General features: G+C 39.9%; 15 protein-coding genes, 1 tRNA gene and 1 pseudogene. 7 read left to right on the forward strand and 10 right to left on the reverse strand.

Going from position 1 to position 16,163, the window contains the following annotated elements:
- The first annotated feature begins 8 nt into the window (after positions 1-8).
- Positions 9-572 (forward strand): SRPBCC family protein, encoded by a 564-nt coding sequence (locus H6G41_RS17320; RefSeq protein WP_190747441.1) that lies wholly within the window; start codon positions 9-11, stop codon positions 570-572.
- Between the two features lie 124 nt (positions 573-696).
- On the opposite strand, the gene H6G41_RS17325 is transcribed toward H6G41_RS17320, so the two are convergent.
- Positions 697-769, reverse strand: a tRNA-Glu gene (locus H6G41_RS17325).
- 112 nt (positions 770-881) lie between these two features.
- Between H6G41_RS17325 and H6G41_RS34790 the strand changes: the two genes are divergently transcribed.
- The gene (locus H6G41_RS34790) at positions 882-1,070 is read left to right on the forward strand and encodes a hypothetical protein (protein ID WP_206756944.1); all 189 of its coding nucleotides are present in this window, start codon (positions 882-884) and stop codon (positions 1,068-1,070) included.
- A complete protein-coding gene (locus tag H6G41_RS17335; RefSeq protein WP_190747422.1) occupies positions 1,054-2,973 on the forward strand; it encodes a sodium:proton antiporter in 1,920 nt (639 codons plus the stop codon). The genes H6G41_RS34790 and H6G41_RS17335 overlap by 17 nt, the downstream gene beginning before the upstream one ends.
- Here H6G41_RS17335 and H6G41_RS17340 read toward each other — a convergent pair.
- On the reverse strand, positions 2,940-3,569 hold the full coding sequence (locus H6G41_RS17340; RefSeq protein ID WP_190747423.1) for a cytochrome b N-terminal domain-containing protein: 630 nt from the start codon (positions 3,567-3,569) through the stop codon (positions 2,940-2,942). The two genes, H6G41_RS17335 and H6G41_RS17340, sit on opposite strands and share 34 nt — an antisense overlap.
- Positions 3,570-3,699: 130 nt before the next feature.
- Positions 3,700-4,359 (reverse strand): triacylglycerol lipase, encoded by a 660-nt coding sequence (locus tag H6G41_RS17345; RefSeq protein ID WP_242037955.1) that lies wholly within the window; start codon positions 4,357-4,359, stop codon positions 3,700-3,702.
- Positions 4,360-4,711: 352 nt separating this feature from the next.
- Between H6G41_RS17345 and H6G41_RS17350 the strand changes: the two genes are divergently transcribed.
- Positions 4,712-6,379 (forward strand): hypothetical protein, encoded by a 1,668-nt coding sequence (locus tag H6G41_RS17350; RefSeq protein ID WP_190747424.1) that lies wholly within the window; start codon positions 4,712-4,714, stop codon positions 6,377-6,379.
- Positions 6,380-6,533: 154 nt separating this feature from the next.
- On the opposite strand, the gene petJ is transcribed toward H6G41_RS17350, so the two are convergent.
- The 7 genes from petJ to H6G41_RS17385 form a co-directional block, all read right to left on the reverse strand.
- Complete coding sequence (gene petJ / locus H6G41_RS17355) at positions 6,534-6,878, reverse strand: cytochrome c6 PetJ (protein WP_190747425.1); 345 nt, start codon at positions 6,876-6,878, stop codon at positions 6,534-6,536.
- 471 nt (positions 6,879-7,349) lie between these two features.
- Positions 7,350-7,766, reverse strand: coding sequence for a plastocyanin (gene petE, locus H6G41_RS17360; protein ID WP_190747426.1), 417 nt, complete (start codon positions 7,764-7,766; stop codon positions 7,350-7,352).
- 258 nt (positions 7,767-8,024) lie between these two features.
- Entirely contained in the window at positions 8,025-8,522 is a 498-nt protein-coding gene (gene psbV2, locus H6G41_RS17365; RefSeq protein WP_190747427.1) for a photosystem II cytochrome PsbV2, read from the reverse strand.
- Positions 8,523-8,682: 160 nt separating this feature from the next.
- Positions 8,683-9,174, reverse strand: a complete 492-nt coding sequence (psbV, locus tag H6G41_RS17370) for a photosystem II cytochrome c-550 (protein WP_190747428.1) — start codon at positions 9,172-9,174, stop codon at positions 8,683-8,685.
- 123 nt (positions 9,175-9,297) lie between these two features.
- Complete coding sequence (locus H6G41_RS17375; protein ID WP_190747429.1) at positions 9,298-9,492, reverse strand: hypothetical protein; 195 nt, start codon at positions 9,490-9,492, stop codon at positions 9,298-9,300.
- Positions 9,493-9,631: 139 nt separating this feature from the next.
- The gene (locus H6G41_RS17380) at positions 9,632-10,468 is read right to left on the reverse strand and encodes a carbohydrate ABC transporter permease (RefSeq protein WP_190747430.1); all 837 of its coding nucleotides are present in this window, start codon (positions 10,466-10,468) and stop codon (positions 9,632-9,634) included.
- Positions 10,465-11,319 carry a carbohydrate ABC transporter permease gene (locus tag H6G41_RS17385; RefSeq protein WP_199316204.1) on the reverse strand — a complete coding sequence of 285 codons (855 nt, stop codon included), beginning with the start codon at positions 11,317-11,319 and terminating at the stop codon, positions 10,465-10,467. Before H6G41_RS17385 ends, H6G41_RS17380 begins: the two co-directional genes overlap by 4 nt.
- Positions 11,320-11,586: 267 nt before the next feature.
- On the opposite strand from H6G41_RS17385, the gene H6G41_RS17390 reads away from it, so the two are divergent.
- The 3 genes and pseudogenes from H6G41_RS17390 to H6G41_RS17400 form a co-directional block, all read left to right on the forward strand.
- Positions 11,587-14,034 carry a 26S protease regulatory subunit gene (locus H6G41_RS17390; protein WP_190747432.1) on the forward strand — a complete coding sequence of 816 codons (2,448 nt, stop codon included), beginning with the start codon at positions 11,587-11,589 and terminating at the stop codon, positions 14,032-14,034.
- Positions 14,035-14,286: 252 nt separating this feature from the next.
- Positions 14,287-15,648, forward strand: a complete 1,362-nt coding sequence (locus tag H6G41_RS17395; protein WP_190747433.1) for a tetratricopeptide repeat protein — start codon at positions 14,287-14,289, stop codon at positions 15,646-15,648.
- Between the two features lie 114 nt (positions 15,649-15,762).
- Positions 15,763-16,065 (forward strand): annotated as a pseudogene (locus H6G41_RS17400) (Uma2 family endonuclease); the annotation flags it as partial.
- Positions 16,066-16,163 lie beyond the last annotated feature (98 nt).

Raw genomic sequence — 16,163 nt, forward strand, 5'->3', positions numbered from 1 at the left:
CAGCGGACATGAATTTCGACACTGCTAGTGACGAAACCAACCTCGAACAAAATTTGACTTTTGATACAGGTGTTGAGCCATCTGTAGATGTTCAAATTGAAAAAATCGCCGATCGACAACGACAAATCACCGCGAAAATCCAGATACCCCAACCAGTAGAGCAAATCTGGAACGTACTCACCGATTACGAAGCTTTAGCCGATTTCATTCCTAATTTGGCTAAAAGTCGTCTGCTAGACCATCCTGATGGTGGTATTCGCCTAGAACAGGTAGGCTCGCAACGCTTACTCAACTTTAACTTTTGTGCCCGTGTAGTGCTTGATTTACAAGAATCGTTCCTGCAAGAAATCAAATTCTGCATGGTAGAAGGAGATTTCAAAGGCTTTTCTGGGAGTTGGTGTTTAGAGCCTTATTCCGGCGGTGAGATGACAGGTACAAATCTCTGCTACACAATTCAAGTTTGGCCTAAGCTCACTATGCCCATCACAATTATTGAAAATCGCCTCAGCAAAGATCTGCGGTTAAATCTTTTAGCTATTTACCAACGTGTCCAACAATTAGCTAATCATTAGCTCATCAATTAAGGTGAATATCAAAAACCCATCCTGAATCCACGTCAAAGATTTAGGATGGGTTTTGAATTTAAGACTTAAACTAAAAACAAAACTACTTATTGCAGTTCATTCTTATTTTTAATACCCCCAGGGGAATTCGAATCCCCGTTACCTCCGTGAAAGGGAGGTGTCCTAGGCCTCTAGACGATGGGGGCGCGTCGGACTCAAGCCTTTTATAAATTAACCAATTTTCCAGAAGTTGTCAACAGTCTCTGCCAAAGTTTTTTTGAGATACTCAATCGTCAAAACTTCCGTTTCCTCTGCCCAATGCCCAACCGTCCTTTTTGCCAATCCCATGAAAATACAGTATTATGGAAAACTAAGTATGGAAAAAAGTTTGATTTTAACAAGGAAAAAGGGTGTGATGTTGTACCCTTTAGAGGTAATATTTACTCTTCTTTACAAAAGATTTTGATATTTATCGCTCAAAATCTACAACATGGAAGCATCTTTTGAAATCACCTTACAGATGGTGACTGCTGTCGTTGCAGGTATTAGCGCCCAAGTCCTGGCTGCCTATCTCCGGGTACCTAGCATTGTGCTATTGCTGCTGTTGGGCATTTTGCTGGGTTCTGATGGTATTGGTTTATTGCACCCGCATATGCTAGGCATGGGTTTGGAAGTGATTGTCGCTCTCGCAACGGCAATAATTTTGTTTGAGGGTGGACTCAACTTGGATTTGCGTGAGTTGGGTAGGGTTTCTGTCAGCCTACAATTACTCGTTACTTTAGGAACTCTGGTGACGCTGCTGGGTGGAAGTATGGCGGCTCACTGGTTGGGTGAGTTTCCCTGGAATATTGCGTTTCTCTACGCCTCGATAATTGTGGTAACAGGCCCCACAGTCATTAATCCTCTGCTGAAACAAATCAACGTCGATCGCCAAGTAGCCACCCTACTAGAAGGCGAAGGGGTATTAATTGACCCAGTGGGAGCAATTCTGGCTTTTGTGGTTTTGGATACGATTTTAAACGGCGATGCAGACCCGTTAAATGCCATCTTCGGTTTGCTGATGCGTCTGGGTGTGGGTGGAACTATTGGCGCGGCTGGTGGTTATTTAATGAGTTTGATTTTCAAACGGGCTAATTTTCTGTCGTTTGAACTGAAAAATTTGGTGGTATTAGCCATACTTTGGGGTCTGTTTACCCTAGCGCAGACTATTCGCAGCGAATCGGGTGTGATGACTACGGTTATTGCTGGGGCTGTATTTGCTAACTCTTCGGTACCGGAAGAGAGACTTTTACGCCATTTTAAAGGTCAATTGACGATTCTTAGCGTTTCTGTACTGTTTATCTTGCTTGCAGCTGATTTATCAATTGCGAGTGTGTTTGCTTTGGGTTGGGGTAGTTTACTCACGGTTTTGGTGCTGATGTTTGTCGTAAGACCGATTAACATCCTGTTATGTACCTGGAATAGTGACTTAAATTGGCGACAGAAATTATTTTTAAGCTGGGTTGCACCTAGAGGAATTGTGGCGGCTTCTGTGGCGTCTTTGTTTGCCATTTCCTTGACGCAGCGCGGTATTAATGGAGGCGATGCGATTAAAGCCCTGGTTTTCCTGACTATTATCATGACGGTTGTCTGCCAAGGGCTTACAGCTGGACAAATTGCCAAGTGGCTGCAAATTACTTCAAAAGAGGCTACTGGGGCGGTAATTGTGGGTTGCAATCCCTTGAGTCTGTTGATTGCCCGATTCTTCCAAGAACGGGGCGAAAATGTCGTGATGATTGATACAGATCCAGATTGCTTTGCTCAAGCTGAAGCCCAGAATTTGCGGGTAATTGCTAGTAGTGCCTTAGATACCGCTGTGTTAGAAGAGGCAGGATTAGCCTCGATGGGCACTTTTTTGGCCATGACTAGTAATGGTGAGGTAAATTTTGTTTTGGCACAACGGGCGGCTGAGGAGTTTAGTCCGCCGCGGGTGTTAGCTGTTTATCCGCGCGATCCCCAAGCTAATAGTTCTGTAACGAGTAAAGTTAACCAAGCTTTTGTTTCTGACTTAGCGATTAAAACTTGGAATGAGTATTTGAATGATGGGCGGGTAAAGTTAGGAACGACGACGCTGAATGAATTGGAATTTGCAAGTCAGCAAGATCACATCCAAGAAAAAATTCGGACTGGGATTTTAGTACCGCTGTTGTTGGAAAGAGAACAACGTTTACAGGTAATGCCTGTTAATCAAGAATGGGAAGTAGGCGATCGCATTATCTACCTGTTACATGACCCCAGACCAAATCTTCTCAAACGCTTATCTGGTGGGAGTAAATCTACTCGTCTACCCCTGGAAACCTTACCTGAGGTAGAAGAGGTTCCTTTAGCAAAACTGGCTCAACTTTCCACTAGTGAAGCTGCTGGAAGTTGATCCAAGTTGCTGTACATTTCCTTCTCTTGCCACAGTAAAGCAGCTAAATGCACTATAGCTAGAAGTAAAGCAATGGGGGAAATAATATAACTGTTTAATGCGTAAAGGTGCTGGACTGTGATGGTATTAATTGTGCCGCCACCGGTGAGGATGTCTCGCAACTGTCCGCCAATCAGAGGAATGGCTTCGATGGTTCCTAGTTCAATACTAAAACGCCAGTATCCTTCCTGAGTCCAGTCTAGAAGCATGGCTGTCCAATCTAACGCGATCGCACTGAGGGTCAAGAAAATCCCACTAATCCAAGCTGTCAACCAACTCTTGCGAAATTGGCGAGCTAAAAACATCACCACAAGTTGAATTAAGGCGATCGCAATTAAACTATTACCAGAAAAATCATGTGCTTTATGAAATAACCAACCATAAGGCACCGTGCTATTAATCATTTTCAACGATCGATAAGCACCACCTGCTGTTGGTTCGTAATAAAAAGACAGTAAAACTCCCGTAGTGAGGTCAATCAAGCACAAGGTCAAAATTACGACTGATAGTATGGTCGCTAGTCGCCGCAAAATCCTATCGAACTGGGTACTTTGCATGGCTGACACCTCTTTACATGATGTAAATGTGTATTAATATTACAATTTTAACTAAGAAATATTAAAAAATCTAATTAAAGTAAAATCTATGCTTATGGTAGATAAATTTCTATTTTGCAAAAATTAGGAATTAAGCCAAATATTTTGCCCAATTTGGGAGAATTTCTGATGAGCCATACCAAATACCAGGGCTTCTGGGCGAATGTCTAGCGCCTTCGATGACTAAGTTTTCTGCACCATCAAGATGACCAGCGACAATGGGTGTGATGCCATCTCCCCAAGTATTACCTTGACCGCAAGTTAATTGGTAGCTACTGTAAGCTAACCAACTACCGGGTCGCCTGACACCAAAAATAGTTTTACCAGCTACACATACGTAACGAATATTTGGATAAAAAGCTCCAGGGTAGTTGTTGCTGACAAAATCTAGATTCCAGCGCGTCCAGCGTTCTTGAATAATATGAGGTGTCCCCAAGATGACCAAAGTAGCGACTAAAGGGTGAGCTTGCCAAACAGAAGATGAAACTGCTTCCCTTCCATAAGGTTTCTCGCCTAAATAAATCCGCGATATCCAAGCACCTGCTGAATGACCAATCAAGTTGATTTGAGAACTGTTATATTGATGTAATATCTGCTTAACAGTAAAATCGAGTTGCTGGACAATTGGCGTTACAGGTCTACCGCCAAGCAAGGCAAACCAGTCTCGCCGACGCAAGGGAACTGTGACTGCGGAAAAACCCAACTGCTGTAGAGATTGTTCGAGTTGGCGGTAAGCGATGTCTAACGACAAGCCGCTTTGCTTCTACGCGCTTTCTAAATATCCAGGTAAAATAACAGTGCGTAGAGGCATTTGATTTATTGGGAAGTTTGACAAGAATCTATGCAAGTCATAAGAAAATGACGCGATCGTTTCTGGCTTGCTCAATCAGCAAATGCCACTGTGAAGTACAATATTACTTTATTAGAAAAAATAAAACTTAAAAAAATCGCAATTTAGCCGTTTTGTGCTCAACAGAGAAAGCTATTATTTTTAGAGGGAAGCATCCATATCCTACTAGAGTACAACCGGATCAATAATTTAGAGCTTGAAAAATAATTTATTGATAGTCAACTGCAATTGAGCTGAGTGAACGATAACTGCTATGTCTTACGTCTCCCTACTGAAAAATCTACCAGAAATTTTATCCCAGCCAACTGGGATAGCAGCAATAGCATCTGTTGGCATTCACGGTGCTATTGCATTGATTGTGCCATTAGTACCTGTAGACTCCAATAAAACTAAAGAATCAGCATCATCTAAAACCGTTGGAGTGATGGAATTAAGTCAGGCTGACCAACAACGGCTGCCAGAAATTCCCGGTTCGTCACCAATTCTTCCCCAATCTCCAGTTCAGCTCCAACAATCTCAAATTCCCCAGATGAATTTGGGTGGACAAACCAATTTATCGGCATTTCCACCACCACCACCGGCTCCTAATCCTAGTCAGATGATGTTGGAACCCATCCCCGCATCACCTACGAATTACGGTATTTCTGCCCTGCCAAAACAGCAGCCTTTGCGGACATACTCTAAAAAAGATTTAGGATTAGACACCTCGGATTTAAATACTAGAAGCAAATTCTCTTCATCAATTGCCCGCTTCAGTAACAAGGACATAGCATTTGGACAATCCAAGCCTTTGGTAAGAAGCGGTTTACCAGTATTCCCCGCTGGGAAATTACCAGATGGGTTACCAACTTCTCCAGGGCCACTTCCTGTTGATGCGACTCCGGTTACACCAGGAAATACAACTACTACTACTACACAAGCTACCCCAACAGGAGTTAATGCAGCTTCTGGTTCTCAAGATGGACAGGTATTAGCGCGGATTAATACGACGACACCCGCTGGGAATAACTTACCTATAGCTACACCAATCCAACAGGGAACCACACCAAATCTCTTTAATTCACCTGGATCGGGAACCCAAAAGGCGATCGCTCAGATAAAATCTTACGAAGAACTGAGAAAAACAATCCAACAACAGTATCCCAATGCTGTAGAAAAAAGTGTTATCCGTGACACTATTACTACAGATAAATCCGATGTAGCAGGTCTAGTTTTAGGACGATTAGTAGTAGGGCCTGAAGGCGTAATAGATATTAAATTTGAAGACTCTTCCAACCGTACACTGCAAGTAAAAGCACAAGAGTATTTTAAGGCGAATCCACCAAAGAGAGATGCGCAAATTGCTCATTACCCCTTTAGTTTAGAGTTCAAAAATAATAGTAATAACGCTGCTGAAGATAATCAAAAGCCAGCATCAGCGACTCTCGCGCCCTTATTGACTCCCACAGTTAATAACAATAACAATCAGCCTGCGCCTGCAACGGGAACAAGCCCTAAGCCAGTATTAAATCTGCCAATCAATAACAATCAGCCTGCGCCTGCAACGGGAACCAGTCCTAAACCAGTATTAAATCTGCCAATCAATAACAATCAGCCTGCGCCTGCAACGGGAACCAGTCCTAAACCAGTATTAAATCTGCCAGTCAATAACAATCAGTCTGTGCCTGCACCTGATAATACTGGCAAACCCTTATCCAATTCATTAATTAATAGAATTAAGCCTGTACCTGCACCAAGAGTCACAGTCTCACCATCTCCCAATCCTCTAGTGAATACCATTAAACCTGTAGCTACACCAGCAGCTACAACTCAGCCATCACCTACACCAGAGAACAACAACCAGCCCAATCAAACTGTGGAATCTGGCAAGAAACTGATACAACAGTTGCGTGAATTGAGAGAAGAAAGACAAGAGAAATAGAGGCTAGGGGCCAGGGGTAAAAGAAGATGGAAATAACCATATAATGCCCCATAACGCCACTTGACGGCAGTTGCTACAACGGGGGGAACCCCCGCAACGCACTGCCTCCTTTAAGCCGGGAGAGCAGTCCAACGCAGTGGCTCCCCATGCCTATTTACCAACCTGTTTCCGCTTTCTGAAAAACGTAAGCAGCTACTTCCAAAATTTCCTCATTACTTAACTTATTTTTAAAGGCAGGCATAGCGTTTTTGCCGTTCTGTACCTGGTGGATAATTGCTTTAATACCTTCTTGATTATAGTTTTCTAGGTAATCTGATAATGCCTCCTTTTTCAGAGTTTTATGGCTAATGAGGATGTTACCGCCACCTATATGGCAAGAAGAACAGTTGGCATCAAAGATTTTGGCTCCTGCTGATGCTTCGATAGCAAATGCTGGCAAAATGAATGTGAATTTCAAAAAGGCGATCGCCAACAGCAGTATAAATAAAATTATTCTCAAGATATTCTCCTCGCAACAACCATTCGGCAACTGCAAAACCTTCTCCAGTAAGTTTTCTATGGCTGCTAGAAGCCTGAGAGATTACCAAATGCTATGTGTACTCTACCCTATGAAGCGCTGATTTCTGTACTGTACAAACAGTATTAAGGGCATAAATATTTAATTTATCTATGATTTAGCATTGAAAAATTTCAATACTCAACTGATGGGCGTCTATATGGGAAATTTTTCCATTCAGGCTGTTATTTGTTTTGACAGGACAACCTTGGAGTCACAGCTTATCCCTAGATCTAAATTAGCGGTGTCAAGGTATCTCCTTTCCCTCCATTACCAAACCTGTGCATTTAGCATTCTAGGCAGGGATGATACTCAACACCGCTGATTATCTATATAGTTTAATCACTCTCAGATGATCATTGATTGCTCTGTGCTAATTTCACCAGCGAAGCAAATAAATCATCTAGTATCTAACTATTCAACAACAACTTTGCCAACCATACCAGCGCCACGGTGGGGTTCACAGTAGAAGGTGTATTCACCAGTAGGCGCGTCTGCGGCGAAGGTGGTGGTTTGTTTTTGACCAGGATTCATCAACAAGTTCTTGTGCGATAAAGATTTGGCTAAATCACCGCTTTTAGCTGGGTTGAGAGCAGCATCAAAGACTATGTTATGGGGAGGAACTTTGTTGTTCACCCATTCAATTGTATCGCCTGGTTTAACTGTGATCTTTTTAGGTTCAAATGCTAGTTGTCCCTTATCTGTACCTAGTTTGACTTGATAAGTTTCAGCTGATGCGCTGGGAGTAAAAATAGCAAAGCTGCTAACAACTAAAAGAATTGTCAATACAGCTAGGCCAAAGCGCCGCAAGCTAGCCGAAATTAATTTCATGGCTTCTCCTACACAAATGGTTTTTATTTTCCCTTTCCCATTTTAAATAAAAAATACGCCAAATATGACAATCTGTCGTAGATGAATTTTTTTTTAATAGTGGACAAAATTTATCTATTATAAATTTAGGCAATCTGGAATAAATACTAGACTGTGTCGCCCCAAAATTATCTAGAGTTTTTAGGCAATAAAAGTAAATTTATAGTATAATCTCAAAACCAAAGTTCTCCTGATGGTGGAAAACGGCTCTCTAGGCGTTCAAAAATCTTGAGTACCCCAACCTGGAGCTTTCTTGGCTGCGGTGAGAACAAAAGCCGCTAAATTTTCCACTTGCTGTTGGGAAAGAAAATCTGGGGTTAACTGACGACACCAGTAAGTTTCTTGACTACCATCATAGGTCATGGGCTGGCGCATAAAGTTTACTAGAGCGTTAATGCGATCGCGCGGTGGATTAGCAGCTTGCAGTGTTTTCAGCGCTAGAGATACTTGGGGATCGGGTAAAGTCGCACCACCAACATGACAATTAATGCAGTTAGTTTCAAACAGTTTTTTTCCAGCAGATAACTCTGTTGGTGAAAACAGACGAGTATTCCCTTCACCATCGATATCTAGTGCAATTGGCTCAGTAACGTGTAAATACCGTCCGATATAAGGATCGATATTGGCAGCTTGAGCGGGTAAAGTACTGCTGTGATAGACCAATAAAACAACGAGCAGAACAAAGAATAGATAACGCGCAAAGAATCGATACAGCATTAGCAGCTAGTTGAAATATTGTGAATGCAGCCAAATGTACTGAGTGCCCAGTTCTGAGTTCTGAGTTTTCTGGAATTGGGGATCGGAGAGTGGATATTCCCAAATCCCCAGTTCTTTGACTCAGAACCCAGACCTCAGCCCTCAGTAATAATTACTGGCTTTAGTAGTAAATTTTGCCACCTCCCCACTTACTGCCAACAACTTTGGGTTGTAGGAGAATATGACCAGCGATCGCTTTTAAGTCGTCATCGGTCAAATTTCTCATTTCTGTGAAAATATCTGCACTCTTGGTGCTGGGGTGTAATTCTGAGATATCCTCTTCACCATCATAGGTAGTAGGATTTTTCATGTAGTCAACCAAACCTTCAATATTGTTACGGTTTGGTGTAGCCAGTGCTAATGCTTCTGGTTCCAATCCTACGTTTTGGTTAGTCTTGGTAACACCCCCAACGTGACATTGAGCGCAAGCGTACTGAAATAAGCGCTTACCTTCTTTAACTTGTTTCAAGCTGAGGACAACTGTATCACCATCAGCATTTAATGTTACGGTTCGGATAGCCTCATCCAATTCTACGGCTGTCGCGCTACCGACAATCAGCTGAAACGTTAGTAAAACAGTAGCCACAACAACGCCAATTAATCTTCTAAACATGTTTCCCCTTAAAGATTTTGACACTCAACACAGCTAGTTAGCGTTACTCAATCTCTATGTTGTTAATTGTTTTTTGCCATGAGTCAAAGCCTCGGATAGCCCTTGAGGTGGCTTTGGGAGCACCTAAAAGGTGCTAGTACCTTTTGGGTATTTCTCAGACAATAATTGCGAAATAATTGCCTTTGCAGCCGCCAACGCCAAACGGGTCTTTTGGTGTTTATCGGCAATTAAGAGGTGGTTGTACAGAGAAAACCCTTTGTCCACAGGAATACTGTAGTCTGCTGCTATCTCTGCGATCGATAGGTCTGCAAAACCCATAATGTTTTGTTAACTGATATATAGAGATTAAGTCGCTGTAATACCAATATCACGTTAAGAGTGCAATTTGTCGCTCAAAATACTGTTCTAGTTCCAGTGGGGATCGTAGAGGTTGGGAAAGACTGTTGACTGCTGACTGTTACCCTTTACCTCCAGTAAATGTGACACTTTGAATAAAGTAGCGGTTGAAAAAGGCATATATTCCTAAAGCTGGTAGGGTAAAGACCATTGAAGCAGCCATGATGTAGTTCCAATAGCTGATGTATTGACCTTTGAAGGTGTTTAGTCCTAAGGGGAGGGTAAACATTTCTGGGTCAAATAAAATTACTACAGGTAGCAAAAAATTATTCCAGCTACCCATGAAGACAAAAACTGCTTGGGCTGCTAGGGCTGGTTTGGCTAAGGGTAAGACAATATAACGAAAAATTCCTAGGGTATTTAAACCATCAAGTTGGGCGGCTTCTTCTAATTCTTGGGGAAAATTGATGAAAAACTGCCGCATCATGAAAATAAAGGTGGCATTGACCATACTTGGTACGATCGCGCCTTGGTATGTATTTAGCCAACCGATCGCTTTTAAAATCAAAAAGGTAGGAATCAAGGTAATCTGAGCAGGAACGGCTAAAACTGCTAAAATCAGCAAAAACCAATATCTTTTGCCTCTAAATTTCAGTCTAGCTAAGGCATAGCCCGCCATTGAGTTGAGGAGTAAATTTAAAATAGTTACACAAAAGGCAATGAGTACGCTGTTAAATAACCAACGCCAAAATAGCGGCTCTTGTAAGAATATTTGCTTATAGTTGTCAAAAGTGAAGTTTTGTGGTATTAAATTAGGCTCGCCACTGACAATTTCTGAGAGGGGCTTAAATGATGCCGAGAGTGCCCATAAAAAGGGAATGATAGTGATGACGGCATAGGTAATGAGTAAGGCATATAGCAGTACTCTGAGCCAGGAAAAGCGAGAGATGGGAGTCACAGTCTGTCACCTCCAAAAATTCGCCGCTGAATCAAAGCGATCGCGATAATGATGGCTGCTAATAAAAAAGCGATCGCAGCAGCATAACCCATCTGTAAATTCCGAAATACAGCTTGGTAAATTAGTAGTACCACCGTCAACGTCGCATTATTGGGGCCGCCAGTACCACCAGAAAAGATATAAGATTGGTCAAATAATTGAAAAGTCCCAATTACTCCCATCGCCACCACAAAGAAGGTTACAGGGTGAATTATGGGGATGGTAACATGAATAAACTTTTGCCAGCCATTTGCCCCATCAAGTTCGGCAGCTTCGTAAAGCGACTGGGGGATATCTTGCAACGCTGCTAGGTAAATTACCATATAAAACGGCGCTGTTGACCAAATATTCATAATCATAATCCCTTTAAGGGCAACGCCTGGATCTCCTAACCAGTTATATCTAGGTAACCCCACAGCAGCGAGAAAATCATTCAGCAGCCCATCGGTATTATAAATCCACATGAAAATCAGTGTCAGCACCGCTGAAGAGGTGACTGTAGGCAAAAAGAATAGGATGCGCCACCAATTTTGCCCGCGAATCCCAGAATTTAGGGTGACGGCGAGAATTAAGGCGAGGATGGTTTGGCTGGGTACAACTATCGCAACATATTCGGCGGTATTTTTCAACGCAATCCAAACCCGTTCATCTTCAAGCAAGCGCGTGAAATTACCCAAGCCAATGAACTGATACTCAATACCGCCGAGAAGCTGAACTTTGTGTAGAGAAAGAAAGACAGCATAAAGAATTGGGAGTACGACAAAAGTCCCTAAAACCAAAATGGCAGGCATCATAAATAGATATCCAGCCATGTTTTCTGAGATACTCCATCTGGAGTTTCTGTGTCGCCTGCTAATTTCCAACACAATTACTAAGGGGTTAGGGGTTAGTGGCTAGGGGCTAGCTAGTTGTGGGAATAAGAATATCAACAAAATAAACCGATAGCAGCTTGTCGTTAGTAGCCCATATGCAAGTAGAGAGGCTTACTTACTAAAGTTAACTATAGCTGTAGCTTAGGGAATTATATTATTGCTCCCTATAGGGATACTCACTTAGTTAGATAAATCACACAATACATAATGTCATATACAGCTTACTTACGCGCCATCAAAAATGAACTTCAGCGAACTGGGAGAAGTAAAAAAAGTCTGCGAGTCAAAACAATTATGGAGCATTTTGGCTATCAGCGTCGCAGTCAAGCTTTTGTAGATAATTTTAATACAGCTTTAGATGAGTTGGAACTTAATACAGAGCCAGTATTTGATTTGAATACTCCTTTAGATACTAAATTAGCTATTTCTATTAAAGGTGTCACCCCAGAGAATATATTAGCTAATTCGGCAACAATTTTAGCTAAATTAAGTGCCGCTCTGCCAGTCAAACATGATTTTTTCTATTACTTATTTGATTTTGGTTCTGAGCAAGAATACGAACGCTTTCAGGTTTGTTTAGATTCTAATCAACCTGTGGGCATCTTTCTCATACCACAAAAAGAAGATTTCTTTTCTGATATTGTTGGCAAAATTTTAAATTATGAATTAATTAGAAAATATCAATATAAAGGTAGCGGGTTTATTCCGAAATCTTCTAATCAAAAATTTACAACTAATATTACTAATGATGATAGCGATGATGAAAAAGAATATTTGCTCTCTGATGCCAATATTTATCATTTTTATTTGTCAACTATGACCAGCGTCATCCTAGGTAATACTGCTTTAGATTTACTAGATTGTGAAAAATTTGATGAGCAGTTTGAGCAGATATCTTTATATGCCAATAAATATAATTCCGAACAATTTTTTATTGTATTTCATTGTCCATCAGCATTAGAGATCCAAGCACAGCAGCAAGAAGATGCTTTAGGATACCTGGTAGACAGAGTAGCTAGTAAAATTCCTTTTACCTTCACTCTGAGATGTAAATATCCAAATGAAGTGGCAATTCAGGATAAAGAAGAAATTTATGCTCATTTTCGTCTACTTTTGGAACTTCCATATTATCAAATGGAGGAAGATGAAGCCTCTTTATTGAATTACTTTTTAGAACTGCAAAAAGCGCAAATATTTGCCGAATCTCAGTTACTACTGAGAATGAAAGCCGAACATTTTTATAAGTTGAAGTGGCAACAAGAAAGTACAGAATATATCTACCTCAAGTATTTTGCCATTAAAACTTTAGAAAATTTAGGTTATGATTTGTCTCAAATTCACTGTGAATTTGAATTAACTTCTAGAGATCAAGAAGCAAATGATGATGATGAAATATCAGATTATGATGAAGAATATCAAAGCGAAATTATTCAAGTTTATGTAGAAAATAAAGTAATTGTTGAAATAGAAACCCTCAAGTATCAAGAGTTTCAAGATAATAATTTATTTTTAGATTCGATTAAGCGAATTTTACACAAATCCAAAGTATGGCCGAATCAATTGGAGACTTTTTGGCTAGTAGTCCCTGGTTTTGAAATTGCTCGTAACTATTACCAAATTAAGAAGGCAAAAGAAGTTTTAGAATATAAACTAGCTGGGTATTATAACAATAATTTACAGATTGTAGTTATGGCTCCTGATTATGAAAATCATCAGTTAGTTCCCGTATCATTTGACTCAATTAATTACCCATCTTTTGATTATGGCGTTAAAAAACAAAGTTTAGGACAAACATATTTACTTTCCCATCGCGTCCCCGAAAGCAAGCTTAATTTTAGTCAAGTTAAAGGATTGAAAGAGGAAAAAGAGAAATTAAGTAAACTCCTAAAATTACAAAATAAAGGTTATCAAGATGCTATTAGTGGAATTCTGTTTTATGGCTTACCTGGATGTGGTAAAACTCTGTTAGCGAATGCGTTTGCTAACGAATCGGGAAGATATTTCTTTAAGTTTTCACCAGCAGATATTATTAGTGTATGGATAGGACAAAGTCAAAAAAATATTCGAGATATCTTTGCACAAGCTAAAAAGAAATCTCCCTCGGTGTTATTTATCGATGAATTAGATAGTATTGGCTTTAACCGGAATGAAGATAACGCCCACACAGATCAAAAAGCCACTATTAATCAATTGTTAATTGAATTGAATAATCTTAGAAATAGTAATGTAATTGTAATTGCTGCTACTAATTATTTAAGTGGAATTGATAGTGCTTTAAAGCGTTCTGGAAGATTAGATTGGAAGATACCTATTTTTCCTCCAGATAAATGGGAAAGAATAGAGATATTTCAACATTACCTAGGAAAAATTGATTTTCAACAGATTATCAATTTTGAGATTTTAGCAGAAAAAAGTGTCAGGTTTACCTCATCTGACATTGAATTAGTATGCAGAGAAGTGAGAAATGCTATCTTGCTTGAAGAAATTAGCTCATCACTAACAACTGCTGATATCATCACATATATTCATAACCTGCAAGAGGGTGGTTTAACTCTTAGTGAAGAACAGGTAAAAGGATTTTTGGATGAATGTCACAGCTTAAGCGTGAAAAATCCAAAACTGGAAACCTTAAAGTTGGAATGGGATTTGAGTTAATAGTAGAATAAATCAGGCGATCGCGCCTTGGAAAATTTTTGTAAATCAATATCTGTGCGGAATCTGAAGACTGATAACTGAAGAAAATGAGGGAGTGTAAAAAATTAACTTTCTGGAAACTTAATTGTGTCAAAAAGGTTGAAACTACACCGATATTATCGCAAACTACTGCTAATGGTTATAGGAGTAATACCTAACTATAGGTATTGAAAATTCTTGGCGTAAATAAACATTTTATAATTAATTAAAAAAATGAATGATGCGCAGATACAAAAGCAGCTTACATTAGGAACTCAGTATTATCAGTCTGGACAATTGCAAGCAGCAAAAGGTTGTTTTCAGTATATATTACAGCAACAAGCAGATCATGCTAATGCTTGGCATTTTTTAGGATTAATCGCTGAACAAGAAAATCAATACCGAGATGCGATCGCATTTATTATAAAATCTCTAAAAATTCAGCCTGACTCAGCTATATTTCACATTAACTTAGGTAATATTTATCAAAAACAAGGAGATGTTCAGCAAGCAGTTTTACTTTATCAACAAGCATTGAGACTGCAACCAAATAATGTCAATGCTTACTATAATCTTGGATTTATTTATCACGAACAAGGAAAATTAACTGAAGCGATCGCAGCCTATGAAAAAGCTATTGAATTACAACCTGACTTGGCAGAAGCACACAGTAATTTAGGAATTATATTACTATCTTGTGGTAGATTTATAGAAGGTTTTGCTGAATTTGAATGGAGATTTCAAACAGAGACATTTCTCCCTATCAAACCAAAAAACCCCATGTGGGATAGTGTAGATATTCAAGGTAAATCTATTGTTCTCTGGAATGAACAAGGATTAGGCGATGCGATTCAATTTTCTCGCTATGCTATATTACTGCGAGAACGAGGCGCTAAGGTTATATTTAGCATTGAATCACCGTTAATGAAGCTGTTTCAAGAACATTTACTAGAAAAATTTGCAGTAATTCACAAAAATTATTGTAACTTTGATGACTATGATTATCATGCCTCATTGATGAGCTTACCACGAATTTTTCATACTACCCTTGATACTATTCCTCAGTCTATCCCTTATATATTGGCACCAAATAATTTACCTGCTGGGTATATTCTGCCGGCATCTAATGACTATAAAATTGGTATTGTTTGGTCAGCAGCAAAACTTAATCTTGAGTTTCATCAAAAAAAGTCATGTTCGCCAGAATTATTGATAGACTTACTGCAAATAGGGAATGTATCTCTCTATAGCTTGCAAGTTGGGGAAGATGCACCGCAAATTCAACCTTGGTTAAATAGAGATCGCATTCAGGATTTGAGTTATTTATTAAATGATTTTGTCGATACAGCTAGCATCATTCATCAACTAGATTTAGTTATTACCGTCGATACAGCCGTAGCACACTTAGCTGGTGCAATGGGTAAACCTGTATGGGTTTTACTACCTTTCATCCCTGATTGGCGTTGGCAATTACAGGGTGAAAATACACCTTGGTATCCTACAATGTGTTTATTTCGCCAAACGAGGCGAGGCGATTGGGAAAGCGTTATGCATCGGGTGAAACAAAGACTAGCAAGTGTTATATCTAATCGCTAAGCATTGATTTTTGTTGAATTTAAGTAAGTTGGTAAAGTAGGCGATCGCTCACAAAAGTTATCCTAGAAATTACATCAAGAAATCTCACCATTGCTTCACCTTGAGGTTTTAAATATGGTTGCTTCACCGGATATCTACCTCACCCCTGAGGAATACCTGCAAATGGAAGAACACAGCGACATCAAACATGAATACATCGACGGCTACATTTATCCAATGGCTGGTGCGCTTGATTCCCATGTGACGATTGCGGGGAACTTATTTGCGCTTCTCCGTAACCATCTACGCGGTTCAGGTTGTCGTGTTTACATCGCTGACATGAAAGCATTTATCGAAGCTTTAAATCGATATTATTACCCTGATGTCATGGTAACTTGTGACCCACGCGATCGCGAAACTCCTGCTTATAAAAAATGGTTCTTCAGTAGCTATTATGCCAAATTATTAGTTATAGCACTCATATAAACACAAAAAAAGCATCTTTATTTTGCCAAAAGCCTTATATGTATTGACAT

This window comes from Tolypothrix sp. FACHB-123, assembly GCF_014697075.1.
Lineage (GTDB): Bacteria > Cyanobacteriota > Cyanobacteriia > Cyanobacteriales > Nostocaceae > Aulosira.